Annotated in this window: 15 protein-coding genes and 2 tRNA genes; 6 read left to right on the forward strand and 11 right to left on the reverse strand. The window is 53.5% G+C overall.

What is annotated here, in order from left to right:
* The first annotated feature begins 195 nt into the window (after positions 1 to 195).
* A complete protein-coding gene (locus DQG23_RS08320; protein ID WP_113030343.1) occupies positions 196 to 903 on the forward strand; it encodes an N-acetylmuramoyl-L-alanine amidase family protein in 708 nt (235 codons plus the stop codon).
* Here the strand turns inward: DQG23_RS08320 and DQG23_RS08325 are convergent.
* Positions 875 to 1,708, reverse strand: a complete 834-nt coding sequence (locus DQG23_RS08325; RefSeq protein WP_113030344.1) for a divergent polysaccharide deacetylase family protein — start codon at positions 1,706 to 1,708, stop codon at positions 875 to 877. The genes DQG23_RS08320 and DQG23_RS08325 overlap by 29 nt on opposite strands.
* Positions 1,709 to 1,766: 58 nt before the next feature.
* Here DQG23_RS08325 and DQG23_RS43710 point away from each other — a divergent pair, with 58 nt between their 5' ends.
* Complete coding sequence (locus DQG23_RS43710) at positions 1,767 to 1,955, forward strand: SPOR domain-containing protein (RefSeq protein WP_113030345.1); 189 nt, start codon at positions 1,767 to 1,769, stop codon at positions 1,953 to 1,955.
* On the opposite strand, the gene ispG is transcribed toward DQG23_RS43710, so the two are convergent.
* From ispG to DQG23_RS08365, 7 genes are all read right to left on the reverse strand, one after another.
* Positions 1,909 to 3,006 carry a flavodoxin-dependent (E)-4-hydroxy-3-methylbut-2-enyl-diphosphate synthase gene (gene ispG / locus DQG23_RS08335; RefSeq protein ID WP_113030346.1) on the reverse strand — a complete coding sequence of 366 codons (1,098 nt, stop codon included), beginning with the start codon at positions 3,004 to 3,006 and terminating at the stop codon, positions 1,909 to 1,911. The two genes, DQG23_RS43710 and ispG, sit on opposite strands and share 47 nt — an antisense overlap.
* A 93-nt stretch (positions 3,007 to 3,099) precedes the next feature.
* Positions 3,100 to 4,374: an ATP-dependent protease ATP-binding subunit ClpX gene (gene clpX, locus DQG23_RS08340; RefSeq protein WP_113030347.1), complete on the reverse strand. Its 1,275-nt coding sequence runs from the start codon at positions 4,372 to 4,374 to the stop codon at positions 3,100 to 3,102.
* Positions 4,375 to 4,387: 13 nt separating this feature from the next.
* Positions 4,388 to 4,978: an ATP-dependent Clp endopeptidase proteolytic subunit ClpP gene (gene clpP, locus DQG23_RS08345; protein ID WP_113030348.1), complete on the reverse strand. Its 591-nt coding sequence runs from the start codon at positions 4,976 to 4,978 to the stop codon at positions 4,388 to 4,390.
* A gap of 326 nt (positions 4,979 to 5,304) precedes the next feature.
* The gene (gene tig / locus DQG23_RS08350; protein ID WP_113030349.1) at positions 5,305 to 6,606 is read right to left on the reverse strand and encodes a trigger factor; all 1,302 of its coding nucleotides are present in this window, start codon (positions 6,604 to 6,606) and stop codon (positions 5,305 to 5,307) included.
* A 136-nt stretch (positions 6,607 to 6,742) separates the two neighbouring features.
* Positions 6,743 to 7,693, reverse strand: a complete 951-nt coding sequence (locus DQG23_RS08355) for a hypothetical protein (protein ID WP_113030350.1) — start codon at positions 7,691 to 7,693, stop codon at positions 6,743 to 6,745.
* A 271-nt stretch (positions 7,694 to 7,964) separates the two neighbouring features.
* Positions 7,965 to 8,041, reverse strand: a tRNA-Arg gene (locus DQG23_RS08360).
* Between the two features lie 510 nt (positions 8,042 to 8,551).
* A tRNA-Gly gene (locus DQG23_RS08365) sits at positions 8,552 to 8,625 on the reverse strand.
* Between the two features lie 220 nt (positions 8,626 to 8,845).
* On the opposite strand from DQG23_RS08365, the gene lepB reads away from it, so the two are divergent.
* On the forward strand, positions 8,846 to 9,397 hold the full coding sequence (gene lepB / locus DQG23_RS08370) for a signal peptidase I (protein ID WP_113030351.1): 552 nt from the start codon (positions 8,846 to 8,848) through the stop codon (positions 9,395 to 9,397).
* Between the two features lie 318 nt (positions 9,398 to 9,715).
* Here the strand turns inward: lepB and hisJ are convergent, their stop codons facing one another.
* Complete coding sequence (gene hisJ / locus DQG23_RS08375) at positions 9,716 to 10,555, reverse strand: histidinol-phosphatase HisJ (protein WP_113030352.1); 840 nt, start codon at positions 10,553 to 10,555, stop codon at positions 9,716 to 9,718.
* A 279-nt stretch (positions 10,556 to 10,834) separates the two neighbouring features.
* On the opposite strand from hisJ, the gene DQG23_RS42065 reads away from it, so the two are divergent.
* The 3 genes from DQG23_RS42065 to DQG23_RS08385 all read left to right on the forward strand — a co-directional run bounded on the left by DQG23_RS42065 (position 10,835) and on the right by DQG23_RS08385 (position 14,581).
* Positions 10,835 to 10,978: a hypothetical protein gene (locus tag DQG23_RS42065; protein WP_158560350.1), complete on the forward strand. Its 144-nt coding sequence runs from the start codon at positions 10,835 to 10,837 to the stop codon at positions 10,976 to 10,978.
* 501 nt (positions 10,979 to 11,479) lie between these two features.
* Positions 11,480 to 13,321 (forward strand): asparagine synthase (glutamine-hydrolyzing), encoded by a 1,842-nt coding sequence (asnB, locus tag DQG23_RS08380; protein ID WP_113030353.1) that lies wholly within the window; start codon positions 11,480 to 11,482, stop codon positions 13,319 to 13,321.
* Between the two features lie 237 nt (positions 13,322 to 13,558).
* Positions 13,559 to 14,581: an NADH:flavin oxidoreductase/NADH oxidase gene (locus DQG23_RS08385; protein WP_113030354.1), complete on the forward strand. Its 1,023-nt coding sequence runs from the start codon at positions 13,559 to 13,561 to the stop codon at positions 14,579 to 14,581.
* A gap of 335 nt (positions 14,582 to 14,916) precedes the next feature.
* Here DQG23_RS08385 and DQG23_RS08390 read toward each other — a convergent pair whose 3' ends face one another.
* Both DQG23_RS08390 and rph read right to left on the reverse strand, forming a co-directional pair.
* A complete protein-coding gene (locus DQG23_RS08390) occupies positions 14,917 to 15,594 on the reverse strand; it encodes a non-canonical purine NTP pyrophosphatase (RefSeq protein WP_113030355.1) in 678 nt (225 codons plus the stop codon).
* Positions 15,569 to 16,336 carry a ribonuclease PH gene (rph, locus tag DQG23_RS08395; RefSeq protein WP_113030356.1) on the reverse strand — a complete coding sequence of 256 codons (768 nt, stop codon included), beginning with the start codon at positions 16,334 to 16,336 and terminating at the stop codon, positions 15,569 to 15,571. The genes DQG23_RS08390 and rph overlap by 26 nt, the downstream gene beginning before the upstream one ends.
* Positions 16,337 to 16,379 lie beyond the last annotated feature (43 nt).

Consider the following 16,379-nt stretch of genomic DNA (forward strand, 5'->3'; position numbering starts at 1 on the left):
TGCTAGTATTGCCTGCTGCAGCCAGCATTATCCATGGATTGAACCGATTTCCGCATTCGATCTCCCGATTTTCCGCAAAAAAACTTACCCCCTAACATGTGGGAAGTGAGCGGATGCATGACTTTGCCGATTTTGCGAAGGCTACTGAATATGTGTATTTGAAATGTAAGGCGCTGCTGAGAGGAGATTGAGCATATGCGGAATTTCTTGACGCGGATACGGGTCCTGGTGCTGCTGTGCGGATTTGTTTTTCTGCAAACGGAGCAGGCTTACGCTACGCCGGCGTTCATTGCCGGACCCGATATCGTAATCGACGTCGGCCACGGCGGGATTGACGGCGGAACGGTCAACGGCAATTTGCTGGAGAAGGATATTAACCTGGAGATGGCCAAAATGCTTTACGCCGAGCTCAACCGCAAAGGCTACCGGACCGTTCTGAACCGCACAGGCGATTATGCGCTCAGCGAAGACAATCATTGGCTGCGGTCAAGCCGTCACCGCCGCGACCTGGCGCAGCGGTGTTTGATCGCGAATCAGCTGTACCCCAAAATCATGATCAGCCTGCATGTCAACTGGTCCAAAAGCCGCAGCAGAACCGGCGGCGTCGTTCTCCATCAGAACAACAGCCACAGTATTTTGCTGGCCAATTTTCTTCAGGCATCCATGAATAAATTGTACAAACAGTCTACCCAGCCGGAATTCGGCAAAACCTTCTATATTTTGAACCATTCGGTATGTCCGACAGTCATTGTCGAAATGGGCTTTATATCTAACGAAGGCGACAGGCAGCAGCTCACCGTTCCCGAAAAGCAGAAGCAGTTGGTCGATGCTTTACGTTCGGCAATCGATCAATACTTTACCTATACCGAATCGGCTAATTCCCGTTCTTCGCATGAACGGTAGCGACATTGGCTAGGGGAACGAATTGCGCTTCTTTAGCCAAGTCCGGATAATGCCTAAGCAGGACGGCCGCGGTTTGTTTGCCCGAATCGCCTACATGCCCGATGGCAACCGTCAGGTCGTTTTCACGCAAATGCTTTTGAAACAGCCTTACTTGCTTCGAGATATGAGCCTGTGTCGCGATGTCGTCGAAAAACATATGATTATCGACCGTTTTTACGCCCATTTTGGCTGCCAATACCGGAACGACGCTGCGGTAATTCGTTTTGCTGTCCAGAAAGAAAAGACCGCGCTCCCGGCAAACCTCCAATACGATCGTCATCACCCGCTCATCGCCTGTCGCTTTGGAGCCCATATGATTGTTCATGCCTACCGCAAACGGAACGGCGTCGATCGCCTCATTTACCCGCTTGCGAATTTCCTCGTCCGACATCGAGGTCATAATGGCTCCAGGCCCCAGCCAGCTCTTCCTTCCTTTCAGCGGTTCCATAGGCATATGTACGATGACCTCATGCCCGACCTTATGCGCCCACTCCGCATCCCGCTTCGATGTAGGCAGAAACGGCATAACCGCTACCGTTACGTGAAACGGCAGCTCCATCATTTCCTTCGTCCCTTTCATGTCGCTGCCGAAATCGTCGATGACGATAACCCCCCGCTTGGCGGGCTTTGCAGCCGGCTCGCTAGAGCCCCCGTTCGAATGTATCGGGTCCGCGCTTGCAGCGGCAAACATGCCATTGCCGTTTACCCCCGCGAAGATCAATCCCGCAGCCATAAGCATGCGTACAATACGTAAACAAGCCGCCATCCGTAACTCTCCTTTTATTTATGGTTAAATATGCTTTCCTCTTGTTATTTGTTAATGGATGGCAAACTATGCGAAGAGGCTTAAAAATTTCAACGATGTTTTTAAGCGTCAAACGAAAGGGTATTATAGGGTACAAGTTATGCCGATACAAACAAAAAAAGCTGCAGCTCCGGTTGCCCGTTGCGTGCAGCTCTTTACGATTAGTGACGACGACCCGGAATCGTTCCGGTTTCTTCGAAATGCTTAACGATGATGTCGATTTCTTTTTTCAGCTCGGCCAAAAGCTCATGCTCCGGCACCTTCCGGATCATTTCCCCGTAGCGGAACAGCATGCCTTCTCCGCGCGCTCCCGCAATTCCGATATCGGCTTCGCGGGCTTCACCCGGACCGTTTACGGCACAGCCCAGAACGGACACTTTTATCGGCACCTTTATTTTGGAAATGTATTCTTCAACCTCATTGGCGATCGAGAACAAATCGATATCGAGACGCCCGCAGGTCGGACAAGAAATCAGCGTCGCCGCATTCGAAATAAGGCCGAACGCCTTCAACATTTCACGCGCAACTTTAATTTCTTCGACCGGATCGGCGCTTAACGATATGCGTACGGTCGAACCGATTCCTTGAGACAGCAGGGCTCCGAGACCTGCCGCGCTTTTGACCGTACCCGAGAAAAGCGTTCCGGACTCGGTGATACCAAGATGCAGCGGGTAGCGGAAAGCGGAGGCCGCTTTCGTATAAGCCGCGATGGCCATCGGCACGTCCGAGGCTTTCAGCGAAACGATGATATCACGGAAATCGAGCTCCTCCAAAATGCCGATATGGAAAAGCGCGCTTTCCACCATCGCTTCCGGCGTCGGATACCCGTATTTATCGAGCAAATGCTTCTCGAGCGATCCGGCGTTCACCCCGATGCGAATCGGAATCCCCCGCTCTTTGCAGGCGCGCACGACCGCTTCTACACGATCCCGTTTCCCGATATTGCCCGGGTTGATCCGCACTTTATCGATCCCGTTCTCAATGGCGATCAGCGCAAGGCGGTGATCAAAATGAATGTCCGATACGAGCGGAATCGAAATCTGCTTCTTGATTTCCTTGATCGCTTCCGCGGCTTCCTTGTTGTTGACGGTTACGCGAACAAGCTGGCAGCCCGCTTCTTCGAGACGGTGAATTTCCGCAACGGTCGCTTTTACGTCGGCCGTTTTGGTCGTGCACATGCTCTGGATAATCACATCATTGTTCCCGCCGATCGTCAAATTCCCCACTTTGACGGGTACGGTGTCGGTTCTATGATACATGATCGTCTCTCTCCCATGACGCCAAACACCTCCGCTCCAAAAGCCTCTGCTGAGGCATTCCGGATTGGAGGAGTTTATGCGCTTATGATACGCTTACGCGCTCTCTTCTTTTTTCTTCGACTTGCCGGCAGCTTCTTTGCCTTCTTTGGTAATCAGCTCCGGAGCAACCTTCTGCTGGATGACTTCCTCGGTCACCAGGCAGCTCGAAACGTCGGTGCGGGAAGGCACTTCGAACATGACGTCGAGCATGACCGCCTCGATGATCGCTCTCAAGCCCCTTGCACCGGTATTCCGCTTGATGGCTTCCTTCGCGATCGCCTCCAGCGCATCGTTCTGGAATTCCAGCTTCACGTTGTCCATCTCGAGCATCTTCTGATACTGCTTGACTAACGCATTCTTCGGTTCGGACAAGATCCGGACCAAAGCGGCTTCATCAAGCGGCTCCAGCGTCGAGATAACCGGCAGCCGGCCGACGAATTCCGGAATCAAGCCGAATTTCAGCAAGTCCTCCGGAAGCACCATGGACAAATATTCGCCCGGCTTCAAGTCGGCTTTCATGCCGTCCGTGCCGAAGCCGATCACTTTTTTGCCGATACGGCGCTTGATGATCGATTCCAAGCCGTCGAAGGCTCCGCCCACGATGAACAGGATGTTCGTCGTATCGATTTGGATAAATTCTTGATGCGGGTGCTTACGTCCGCCTTGCGGAGGAACCGAAGCAACCGTACCTTCGAGTATTTTCAGGAGCGCTTGCTGAACGCCTTCCCCGGATACGTCGCGGGTAATCGAAGGATTTTCCGACTTGCGGGCCACTTTATCGATCTCGTCGATATAAATGATACCGCGTTCGGCTTTCTCCACATCGTAATCGGCCGCTTGAATCAGCTTCAGCAAAATGTTTTCGACATCTTCGCCGACATAACCGGCTTCGGTAAGCGAAGTGGCATCGGCGATCGCAAACGGTACGTTCAAAATTTTGGCGAGCGTTTGCGCCAGCAGCGTTTTACCGCTACCTGTCGGGCCCAGCAGCAAAATATTACTTTTTTGCAGTTCAACGTCTTCCAGCTTGCTTTGCGAGTTAATCCGTTTGTAGTGGTTGTAAACAGCCACCGACAACGATTTCTTCGCTTGATCCTGTCCGATGACATACTGATCGAGAATGACCCGGATATCCTTCGGCTTCGGAACGTCCTTCAGATCGAGCTCCTCATCGTGACCGAGCTCCTCCTCGACGATCTCCGTGCACAACTCGATACATTCGTCGCATATATAAACGCCCGGTCCTGCTACAAGTTTACGCACTTGATCCTGCGACTTGCCGCAGAACGAACATTTCAGTTGTCCTTTTTCATCGTTGAATTTGAACAATCCAATCCCCCCTTTAAATCAAGTCCTTGCGAGAGATGACTTCATCAATCAAGCCGTACGCTTTCGCATCTTGGGCGCTCATGAAATTATCGCGATCGGTATCCCGATCGATTTTCTCATAAGGCTGTCCCGTGTGCTCGACATACATCTGATTGAGCTTTTGCTTCGTGCGGATGATCCAATCGGCGTGAATCTTGATGTCGGTCGCCTGGCCTCTTACCCCGCCCAGCGGCTGATGGATCATCACTTCGCTGTTAGGCAGAGCGAAACGTTTGCCTTTGGTGCCTGCCGTGAGCAAGAGAGAGCCCATACTTGCGGCCATACCCACGCATATTGTCGATACATCCGACTTGATGAACTGCATCGTATCGTAGATGCCGAGTCCGGCCGTTACCGAACCGCCCGGTGAATTGATGTACAGGAAAATATCTTTCCCGGAATCCTGCGCGTCCAGAAATAGCAGCTGAGCGATGACAAGATTGGCTACATCATCGTCGATCGCGCTTCCGATAAAGATGATTCTGTCCTTGAGGAGTCTGGAATAGATGTCGTATGACCGCTCTCCGCGAGCTTCCTGCTCCACAACCATAGGTATTAGACTCATACAGCCAACCCCTTTCCTGGTCAAATAAGCTCCACAAAATGAAGCTCGAGCTGCCGCGCCGTCCACTACCCTTAAGGAGAGAACCCCTGCCGGCAATAATGAAACGATGCGATAACCGTCTTCTCATTGTAGCATGTTTGTTTGGCAAAGTCATTTTCGCCTGCGGGACGGGAAAATGGGCCTGATTCAAGGAGAAACGACTACCGACCTCTTTAACGCAGACGATTACCGCAGGTCTCGAGCCGCTTCCACAATTTGCTTCACTGAGAGACTGAAAAGAAAGGCACGTTCTGCGACGTGCCCCTCGGATGCTTCTTCACTTATGATTACGCAGCGCTGGATCCGTTTTTGCTATGCTCAACCAAAAAATCTACGGTTTTGCGAACGACCAAATCGGTTCTCATGGCTGCCAGGTTGCCGTTAGCATCGAGAATCGTGCGAATCTCTTCAACGGAACGCTGATATTGCTGCGCCATGTTCTCCAGTTCTGCATTCAGATCGTCCTCGGATACTTCGATGTTCTCCGCTTTGGCGATCGCTTCGAGCACCAGATTGTTGCGTACGCGTTTCTCAGCGTCTTCCTGCATTTGCCCGCGCAGCTGTTGCTCGTCTTGACCGGAGAATTTGTAGTACATTTCCAGGTTCATGCCTTGCATGCGAAGACGGTTCTCGAAGTCTTGGAGCATGCCGTTGATTTCCGTTTCGATCATGACGGATGGAATTTCGACTTCCGCAGCGGCAGCCGCCTTCTCGATCACGGCATTCTCTTGATTACGCTTCAGCTCTTCCGCTTTGCGCTCCTTCAAGCGTTTCTCGATGTCCTGCTTGAACTCGTCAAGCGTATCGAATTCGCTGACGTCTTTGGCGAATTCGTCGTCGAGTGCAGGAAGCGATTTGCGCTTGATTTCGTTAACCTTCACTTTGAATACCGCAGCTTTGCCTTTCAGCTCTTCCGAGTGGTACTCTTCAGGGAACGTTACTTCGATGTCCTTCTCTTCGCCTTTCGCCATGCCGACGATTTGCGGTTCAAAACCCGGGATGAAGCTGTTCGAGCCAAGCTCGAGCGAATAGTTTTCCGCTTTGCCGCCGTCGAATGCAACGCCGTCTACGAAGCCTTCAAAGTCGATGGCCGTCATGTCGCCGTTCTCAGCCGGTCCTTCCTCGATTACATTCAGCTCGGCATGACGCTGCTGCAAACGATTCAGTTCTTCTTCGATTTCTTCCGCTGTCACTTCAGCGTTCTGCTCTTCCACTTCGATGCCTTTGTATTCGCCAAGCGAAACTTCAGGCTTCACGAGAACCTTCGCCGTAAATTTCAGCGATTCGCCTTTGGCGATGTGCTCGACGTCGACTTCGGGACGATCGATCGGCTCGATGCCCGTTTCTTTTACTGCATCCATGTAAGCTTCAGGCAGCAAAATATCGATCGCATCCTGATAAAGGCTTTCTACGCCGAAACGCTTTTCGAAAAGCGCCCGCGGCACTTTTCCTTTACGGAAGCCCGGAACCGTTACCTTAGCGGAAACTTTCTTGAACGCCTTGTCCAATCCGACAGCAACTTGCTCTGCGTCAACCTCTACAGTAAGAACACCTTGGTTCTTCTCTATTTTTTCCCAGCTTGCTTTCATTTTATGCCTTCCCCTCCAAAAAATGTACCGTCGTTTTATCACGTACTGGCTTTGGACAACGCACTACGGTCGTCTTGTCCGCCATTATAACCATTCCATTATATCACAAACCGTTTTCATTTCAAGCTAATCAGCTTTATATCCCCGGCGTAAAAGCTTTCAGCGCTTTTTGCGCGTCCCGCCAGTCGTTTTCCTGCTCAGGAAGCAGCCCGTAACGGGCGTAAAGCTCTTCGTCCGCCGCAGCTCCTTCTCCTTGCAGCGCAGCAAGGGACTGTTTATGCAGCGCCGCCGCCCAAATGCGGCTTTGGCCTTCGTCCCCGCCTTTCAAGCGATCGTAAATATCCGTACCGTAATAAAATGCCAAAAAATCGAACCATGTTTGCCTAGCATACGCGGTAAGCATCGGATCGGCATCTCCGCTCGCTTCGGCGAATACGGAAATCGGCTTTCTCGCGGCTTCCGGAAATTGCTCGGGATTTTGCGGCGTTTGGTTCGGCCTCACCCGAATTTGCCCGCCCGGTCTCGCCAGTATAATTTCCGTCTTCACCCCTCTTCGTCCGAGCGCCTGCAGGGCCGTAAACTGATCGATCGGCGATAGCGGAGCCGCCTGCAGCCATTTAATGAGCGCAGCTTCGATATGCTCGTCGTCGCCGCGAATGAGCGCAAGCTGCTCAAGCGCGATCAATTGCTCCGGCAGCGTGCTTGCCCGCTCAAGCTTCTCAAGCAGCTTTAAGACGAAGGCGTCGTCCGTGTCCGCTTTATCGTTCAAGCGGCGTTTGAGCAAATCCGCTTCCGATTCCTCTTCGTCTGCATCTTCGCTCTGTTCCTCGAACGCATCGAAGCGCCCGGATCCGGCATCCGCCAATCCGCCGCCGTTCGGCTCCCTAACCCCCGGAAACGTCGTTTCCAGCCAGTTCAGCAGCGACAGCCATTCCTCGTCAGCGCGCGGGTCTCCGCTTTCGCAGCCGATCAGGAAACGGAGCAAGCCGGCCGCTTCCGCAAACCGGTCCGTTTCCAGCATGCGCGTCAGCTCGATTTGGTAGAAGTCGATCGACTGCGGCAGCAAGACCACATTGCTTTTCTCCATGTCGGTCACATCCATCTCCACCAATCATGTATGTAGTATTGCCTTTGATCGTACCGCGAACGGAGAAAAATTGCAAAAATTGTCGGGAAGCCTGCTTCGTTCAGCAGACTTTAGCGAGCATGGGGCCAGCGGCATTCACCGGCATTGGCGAGTACGGGCCTGACGGCAATATCCTTGCGATCCTGCACGCCGGCATTCTAGGAATATGGCCGCATCGCCGGACAACATAAAAACCGCCCTCTAAGAAGGCGGCTGAACGTTAATTATGAAATGGCGTCCCAGGAGGGATTCGAACCCCCGACAACTCGCTTAGAAGGCGAGTGCTCTATCCAACTGAGCTACTGGGACACAAGCGAACTATAATATAGCACGAATATCCGGATGACGCAAGACTTTCCATATTTTTTTTTTGAAATCGGGTAGTCGGCTATCCTCATACTCCCTTTAAATAAAAAAACGTCCGCTGCGGACGGTCGTCCCCTCGATCGGGTTCTCTTCCCTTCATTGCTTCTTCATTATGGAGCGGGTGAAGGGAATACTCAGAATCTTGATTGAAATTCGCTCCTCTCGGAGCTGCTTGCGGTAGATTCTGACGCTCGTCCTGTTTATGTATTTCCTCGAAGCCTTCACGGACGGTCGTCCCCTCGATCGGGTTCTCTTCCCTTCAAACTATTCATAAATGATTATTAATTTATGGAGCGGGTGAAGGGAATACTCAGAATCTTGATTTGAAATTCGCTCCTCTCGGAGCTGCTGGCGGTAGATTCTGACGCTCGTCCTGTTTATGTATTTCCTCGAAGCCTTCACGGACGGTCGTCCCCTCGATCGGGTTCTCTTCCTTCATTGCTTCTTCATTTATGGAGCGGGTGAAGGGAATCGAACCCTCGCCTCAAGCTTGGGAAGCTGGCATTCTACCATTGAACTACACCCGCATATGATAATCGTGAGGTTAATAGTAGCATAATTGGGGTTCGGGCGTCAATTCCATTTATCCATAATGCACCATAATTTTGTAGCGGGCGCGGTTAAACCACTTAGGGTTTCGTTTCCAAATTATGCATAACTTGCAGGCATGATTCTTGGCGCGTTATACTGGTGGAATAGCAGCTTGGTCGCACATACCTTTCAGCGATCTGTCAACGGAGGTAACATATGAAAAAAATTTTGCGTGAAGTGTGGAGCTGGAGCAGCTCGATTGCCATTGCCGTCATCATTTCGCTACTGATCAGCACCTTCGTTGTTCAGCCGACTAAAGTACTCGGGCATTCCATGGATCCGACCCTGCAGGACAACAAACGTATTTTCGTATCCAAACTGACCCATACCTTCGCATTTGAGGCGGACTATGGAGATATCGTGATCATCGACAGCCGCGTCGACCGCAAGCGGACATTCAAGGACGACTTGATGGAGAACGGGTTGCTGAGCTTCATCACCGGTAAGGAAGACGATCACATTTATTTCGTGAAACGGGTTATCGGAAAACCCGGGGATACCATCCAAATCAAAAACCAGCAAGTATACAAAAACGGCGAGCTTCTCGATGAACCGTACGTGAAAGAAAAAATGAACCCGACCGCCGAAAAAACATACGTCGTGCCGGATGATCACATCTTCGTCATGGGCGACAACCGGAACCACAGCACGGATAGCCGCGAGATCGGCTTCATTCCGTTCGATCACGTTTTGGGCAAAAAAATGTAAGCTTACCGCGTTTATTCTACCGGGCGTCCGTTCCTTGAACGGGCGCTTTTTTAATTTGTGTGGAGAAGAAATTGTATGGCAGCAGACCGGCATATTTCGTCATCAACCCAGTACATGCCGAAACGACCTATGCAAAAGTTCATGGAAATCCGAGCCGCCTCGACATCCTCTTCCGCGTAATATGCCGGTTCCGGCGCGCATAAAAAAACCGCTGCAAAGCTCGTAGGCTCAGGCGGTTTCCATGTTCTGAAGCATTCACTACTTATTTGCCCTGCGCCTCCTGCAGTTCCGGTTACAAGCGCGATAAAGGCTGGCCGTTCACCCTCGTGCTTCCGCTTCGATCATTCGGGCTTCGTACCAGTCCCAGCCGCTTCCGACATGATCGGGACGATGGGAATCCGAGCCGTATACGCATTCGATTCCCCGCTTTACGCATTCCTGCAAAAACCATTCCGGTACGTAAGGCTTGCCGCAGGTAGGAACGCGAAGCCCCGCCGTGTTGACGTCGATGCCTACTCCTCCCGCTTCCAACTGCGGAATGATCGCTTCCAGCCTGCTTCGGATTTGCGTATCGTCGAACTCCGGAAGCGCCAGTCTGAACTTCTCGATTAAATTGATATGCCCGATCCGCTTGCGCATCGGCAGCTTTGCTGCAAAGGCGATAGCCGCCTCGACATGGTTATAATATTCGTCCACGACATTCGCGATCGAGCCGTAATGGGCGAGAAGTCCATCCTTGAAATCGTCAGGCGTAAAATCGATACAGCGCATCCCGTCGACGCCGGGCAAATAATGAACGGAATAAACGACGTCTTCGAGCTCCTTATACCACTTGTCCACCATTATTTCGGTGTAATCGGTTCGTCCTTGCAAATAATCGAATTCCAGCCCGACCGCAATTTCGATCCTGCCGGCATATTGCTTTTTGATCTCCTGGGCATAAGCGATATAAGCGGGGAGTTCCTCCTCCGACATCGCCAGCTCCGCCATCAGCTTGTCGTTGGACGGAATCCAGCGTGTTGGAAGCGGCGGATGCTCGCTAATTGTGTAACGCTCGAACCCTAAGCTTAGAGCGCGCTCGATATAGAGCTCCTCTTCGGCGCTGCTGCCGTGATAACAAAATTTCGTATGCGTATGACCATCCCATTTGATCGCCACTAAAGTCACCTCGCTGCATCGTACGGCTTCGATAAAAAATACAGGCCACGGATATTCCGCCTGCCGGCGTTTACCGTCGAATTGTAAGCTATTAAAAAATGCCCTTCCCTGTAAGGCCGCCTCCCCTTCAGTCTAACATGAAGCCGTCTCGTCGTCACGCCGCACCATCTGGATTTCGCCTTTCGGACCGCTTCCCAAAAAAACGTACATAGCAAACGCCGCGATCAGTCATACTACAACCGTCGGGGTAACGACATTTTCACATTGGAGGTGATCCGGATGGCAAGCACGGCAGTCAAGGAGCAAACCCGCAAAATTCAAGAAAGCTGCAATAAGCTGCAAAATACGACGGGCGAAATGGACATTCGCAATGAGGTCGAAAAAATCAAGCAAGCATGCAGCGTCATAGAAAGCCAGCTGTAAGCTTCATCTTCATACATGAGCGGCTTCTTTCACACTGGCGCTACCTCGCCTCGCCGCTATCAGGCTCTCCGAGGTACGAAGCAAGGCGGGACAATGGATCCCGCCTTTTGCATGTCCGCGTCCGCATAATTTGTATGACGCACGTCCCCCTTCATTTGTCCGCATCCCGCATACTTTGTATGACGCACGTCCCCCTTCATTTGTCCGCATCCCGCATACTTTGTATAACGCACGCACCCCTTCATTTGTCCGGAGTCCCGCAAGCTTTCCCTTAAACCCGTTCCGCGGTGGATCCCCGCCTATACATTGCATTTTCGCGTACCCTTCACTTGTCCAAAGTCCTGCTTGTTTGCACACGCTCGCTCCACGTCTCACCCGACCGCCGCATTTCCGGACAGACATCTTCTCCGCTTTTGCCGCATACCCTGTATCATTATGGTCGCTGATGTCGAATCGGGCATCGATGCTTGATGTCAGTAAGCTGGAAGGAGATGATTGCGAATGTGCGGAATAACGGGGTGGATCGATTGGCAAAACGATTTGACCCGCCATCCTTCCATTCTTGTAAATATGACCGAAACGATGGCCGCCCGCGGTCCGGACGCCTCCGGGACGTGGATCTCGAGGCACTGCGCTCTCGGTCATCGGCGTCTCAGCGTCATCGATCCGGAGAACGGCGCGCAGCCGATGACCCGGCTGAACGGAGATGTGGCCTACACGCTCGTTTATAACGGGGAGCTGTATAACGCGATCGAGCTGCGCCAGGAGCTCCTTCAGCGCGGGTACAAATTTACGACGCATTGCGATACGGAAGTGCTGCTTGTCGCGTTCATCGAGTGGGGCAGGGCTTGCCTCGACCGTTTGAACGGCATTTTTGCGTTTGCCGTGTGGAACGATCAGGAGCAGTCGCTGTTTCTGGCACGCGACAGAGTAGGCGTAAAGCCGCTGTTCTACGCGGAGCTGGACGGCGTGCTTCTATTCGGCTCCGAGCCGAAAGCGATACTCGCTCATCCCGACTTCCCCGCCAAAGTCGGTGCGCAGGGCTTCGCCGAATTGTTCGCGATCGGCCCTGCACGCACGCCGGGTGTCGGCGTTTACGAAAAGTTGAATGAGCTGAAGCCCGGACATGCGATGGTATTCGACCGCAACGGCTCGAGCATTCGTCCTTATTGGACGTTAGTCGGTTCGGAGCATTCCGAGGACTTGGACGCTACGGTACAACGCGTACGAGAGCTGCTTATCGATACGGTGGAACGCCAGCTTGTCTCCGACGTCCCCGTTTGTACGCTGCTGTCGGGCGGTCTCGATTCGAGCGCGCTGACCGCGATTGCCGCATCTTATTACAAACGGAACAACCAAGGGAATCTGCATACTTATTCAATCGATTACGTGGACAACGACAAGCATTTTCAGGCCAATTCTTATCAGCCCAATTCCGACGCGCCTTGGATAAAACGGATGACCGAATTTCTCGGTACGCAGCCGCATTCGTACCAATTCGATACGCCGGAGCTTGCGGATTCGCTGATTCCGTCCATGCAGGCAAGGGATCTTCCCGGTATGGCCGATATCGACGGATCGCTCTTCCTGTTCTGCCGCGAAATCAAAAAAGGCGCAACCGTAGCCGTATCCGGAGAAGCTGCAGATGAAATTTTCGGCGGGTACCCGTGGTTTCATCGCGAAGATGCGCTGCAGGCCGAAACGTTCCCATGGTCTCTCGCTTTCACGGAACGCCTGCAAATCATGTCGCCCGAGCTGATCGATTGGACGAAGCCGGAGCAGTATTTGAAGGATCGGTACCGGCAAGCGCTCGACGAGGTTCCCCATTTGAACGGCGAAACACCGCAGCAGCGGAAAATGAGAGAAATTTCCTACTTGAACATTACGCGGTTCATGCCCACGCTTCTGGACCGCAAGGACCGGATGAGCATGGGGGTCGGACTGGAGGTCCGCGTTCCGTTCTGCGATCACCGGCTTGTCGAATACGTTTGGAATATTCCTTGGGAGCTGAAAACGGCCGGCGACCGGGAAAAAGGCATTCTCCGCAAAGCGATGGCCGGCATTCTTCCTGACGATGTGCTCACCCGCAAAAAAAGCCCTTATCCGAAAACGCATAACCCGAATTACCTCGAAAAAGTTAGAGTATGGCTCGGCGATATCGTGAACGACTCTACTTCTCCGCTGCTCCCGCTAATCAATGCCGCCAATATACGAGAACTGATCGACACGGCGACGCCGCGTTCCAACTTTCCTTGGTTCGGACAGCTGATGAGCACGCCGCAGCTATTCGCGTATTTGATTCAGATGGACACCTGGCTGCGAACCTATAAAATCAGCATGTAGTTGTCTTATATCCCGAAGCAAGCGGACGTCCGAAAACGGCCGCTTGTTTTTTTTGCGATGCGGGTCGGACGACGCCCAACCGCTATTCGACGACACTTCTGAGCAGATCGCAGGTTGCCCCCTCCCGATCGATATTCACTTCCTTTTCGATGGCTATGCATGAAAGGTAAACGACTTTTCAAAATAAAGTTTATTGCGTACAATATCTATTAACTCATCGAAAAGGAGAAAGCAGCCATGCCGCGTTTAGCCGAGCCTTTTGCGCTCAAAAATTTATCCTTGTCCAACCGGATCGTCATGCCCCCGATGTGCCAATATTCCGTAGCGGATAAAGACGGAAAGCCGAACGACTGGCATTTGGTGCACTACGTATCGCGTGCTGTTGGCGGTACCGGCCTAATTATCGTCGAAATGACGGATGTCGAGCCGGACGGCCGCATTTCCGACTACGACCTTGGCTTTTGGTCGGACGATCACATCCCGGCCTTTGCGCGCATCGTTTCCGAAGTGCATCGCTACGGGTCCAAGATCGGCATTCAAATCGCCCATGCCGGAAGAAAGGCGCTTGATGCGGCCGTTCCGGTAGCGCCGTCTGCGATCCCTTTCGCTGCGGACGCCAAAATGCCCCGTGCGCTGCAAACCGCGGAGGTACGCGATATGGTCGGCCGCTTCCGCGAAGCCGCAAGACGGGCCGTCGCAGCCGGCGTCGACACGATCGAGCTTCACGGGGCGCACGGTTATTTAATCCACCAATTCCACTCTCCCGGCATGAATCGGAGAGACGACGAATATGGCAAAGATCTCGCATTATTCGGCTGTGAAATCATTCGCGAGGTCAAAAGCGTCCTCCCGGACGGCATGCCTCTTCTCATGCGGGTATCGGCGATCGAATATATGGAAGGCGGGTACGATCTGGACCATAGCCTTGCGGTCTTTGAACGGTATAAGGAAGCCGGCGTCGACCTGTTCCACGTTAGCACCGGTGGCGAGGGCGGGCCCGCCGGACCGCGGAAGCCGGGCAATTATCCCGGTTATCAGGTGCCGTTCGCTCGCGCGGTGAAAGAGAAGCTAAACGTCCCCGTCATCGCCGTCGGCTTGCTTGACGAGCCGCAGCTTGCAGAAGCGACCGTCGCCAATGGCGATGCCGACCTTGTCGCCGTCGGACGCGGCATGCTGCGCGATCCGTATTGGGCGACGCATGCGCTTCGCGCGCTCGGCGGAAAACCGCAGCTGCCGAAGCAATACGAGCGCGGGTACTGAACGTTTTAAACAAGGATTAACAAGAAGGTTCGACCGCCGACGTGTGACCGAGCACCGTGCGACGGGAGGCGCGCGTTGCGGAGTCCCTCGCTCATCGCTTGCAACACTGCTGCCCGATTTTGCTCGCTTGCAATCGATTCCGGATTCGCCTCCTCGCATGCAGGCCGAAATTGCCCGCTTGATGCGGCTTTTTGGCCCGGCACATCGGCGAATCCATTCGCGAAGCAGGCGAAATCGAATTACAGTGATAGGGAACCTAGAATTCTTGCTCCAAGCGGATATTTTCGGACTCAAGCGCAGACAACAGTTCCCACTATAAAGTAAAGAGAGCGGGATTATCCCCCGCTCTCCAGTATTGCCGTCAGCTTCCGCAGCGCTTCGCCGCGGTGGCTGATTTTATTTTTATGCTCGGCGGAAAGCTCCGCCATCGTGCGGCCCAGCTCGGGCACATAGAAGAGCGGGTCATAGCCGAAGCCGGCTTCGCCGCGCGGAGCGCCGATGATGAAGCCGAGGCACTCGCCTTCGACATGCAGCGTTTCGCGGGATGCCGGATCGTACAGCGCAAGCGCGCAGACGAAGGCGGCGCCGCTCAGCACGAGCGGATGCCGCTCGCCGCCGGCCGTTTCGCCGCCCGCTTGCGCAGGCAGTTCATGCGGCTGTACGCGCTGTCCCAGCTCGGCAATCAGCTTCGCGTTGTTCATAGCGTCGGTCGCATGCTCGTCAGCGTAACGCGCCGATATGACGCCGGGCGCTCCGTTAAGCGCATCTACGCAAAGTCCCGAATCGTCGGCCAGAACAGGCTCGCCCAGCCTTTCGGCGATCGTGCGGGCTTTGATCAGCGCATTGTCCGCGAAGGTAGCCCCGTCCTCGACGATATCGGGCATATCCGGCACCTCGTTCAAGCTCTTCACTTCGATGCCGAAGGGCTGAAGCAGTTTGGCGAATTCTGCTGCTTTCCCGCGGTTCCTCGTGGCGATGACAAGCGTTTTATTTGCCTGAAACAGTTGCCGCATGCGCCGTTCCCCCAATTCGTCCCGCAATCGGACCAAGCACCTGACGCTGCAGCTCGATCATCGACTGGATGCCCGATTCTGCAAGCTCCAGCAGGCTGTCAAGCTCGTCTCTCGAGAACGGGGCTTCTTCGCCCGTTCCTTGCACCTCGACGAATTTGCCTTGGCCGGTCATGACCACGTTCATATCGACTTTAGCGGACGAATCCTCAACGTAACACAAATCAAGCGCGGGCTCGCCGCCCACTATGCCGACGCTGACCGACGCCAAAAAATCGGTAATCGGAAATTTCGCCAGCTGCTTCGCCTCGACAAGCTTGTTAATCGCAATCGCCATGGCGACGAAAGCCCCCGTAATGGATGTCGTGCGCGTTCCTCCGTCAGCTTGAATGACGTCGCAATCGAGCGTAATCGTGCGCTCGCCGATTTTATCGAGCTCGACGACGGAACGAAGCGCGCGCCCGATCAGCCGCTGAATTTCCATCGTCCGGCCCCCGAGCTTACCTTTAGCCGATTCGCGCTGATTGCGGACCTGAGTGGCGCGCGGAAGCATCGAATATTCCGCCGTGATCCAGCCTTTGCCTTGCCCCTTCATAAAAGGCGGAACGCGGTCCTCCACCGTCGCGGTGCAAATGACCTTCGTATCCCCAACCTCGATAAGCACGGAGCCTTCCGCGTGTTTTATGTAATCTGTCGTTATCGTAATCGGCCGCAGCTGGTCGCCGGCCCTTCCGTCTATTCTCATAACAGTCGTCCCCCTCAGCGTAAAGTATACTTCATTTTACCAA

Source organism: Paenibacillus contaminans, from assembly GCF_003285015.1.
GTDB classification, from domain to species: domain Bacteria; phylum Bacillota; class Bacilli; order Paenibacillales; family NBRC-103111; genus Paenibacillus_V; species Paenibacillus_V contaminans.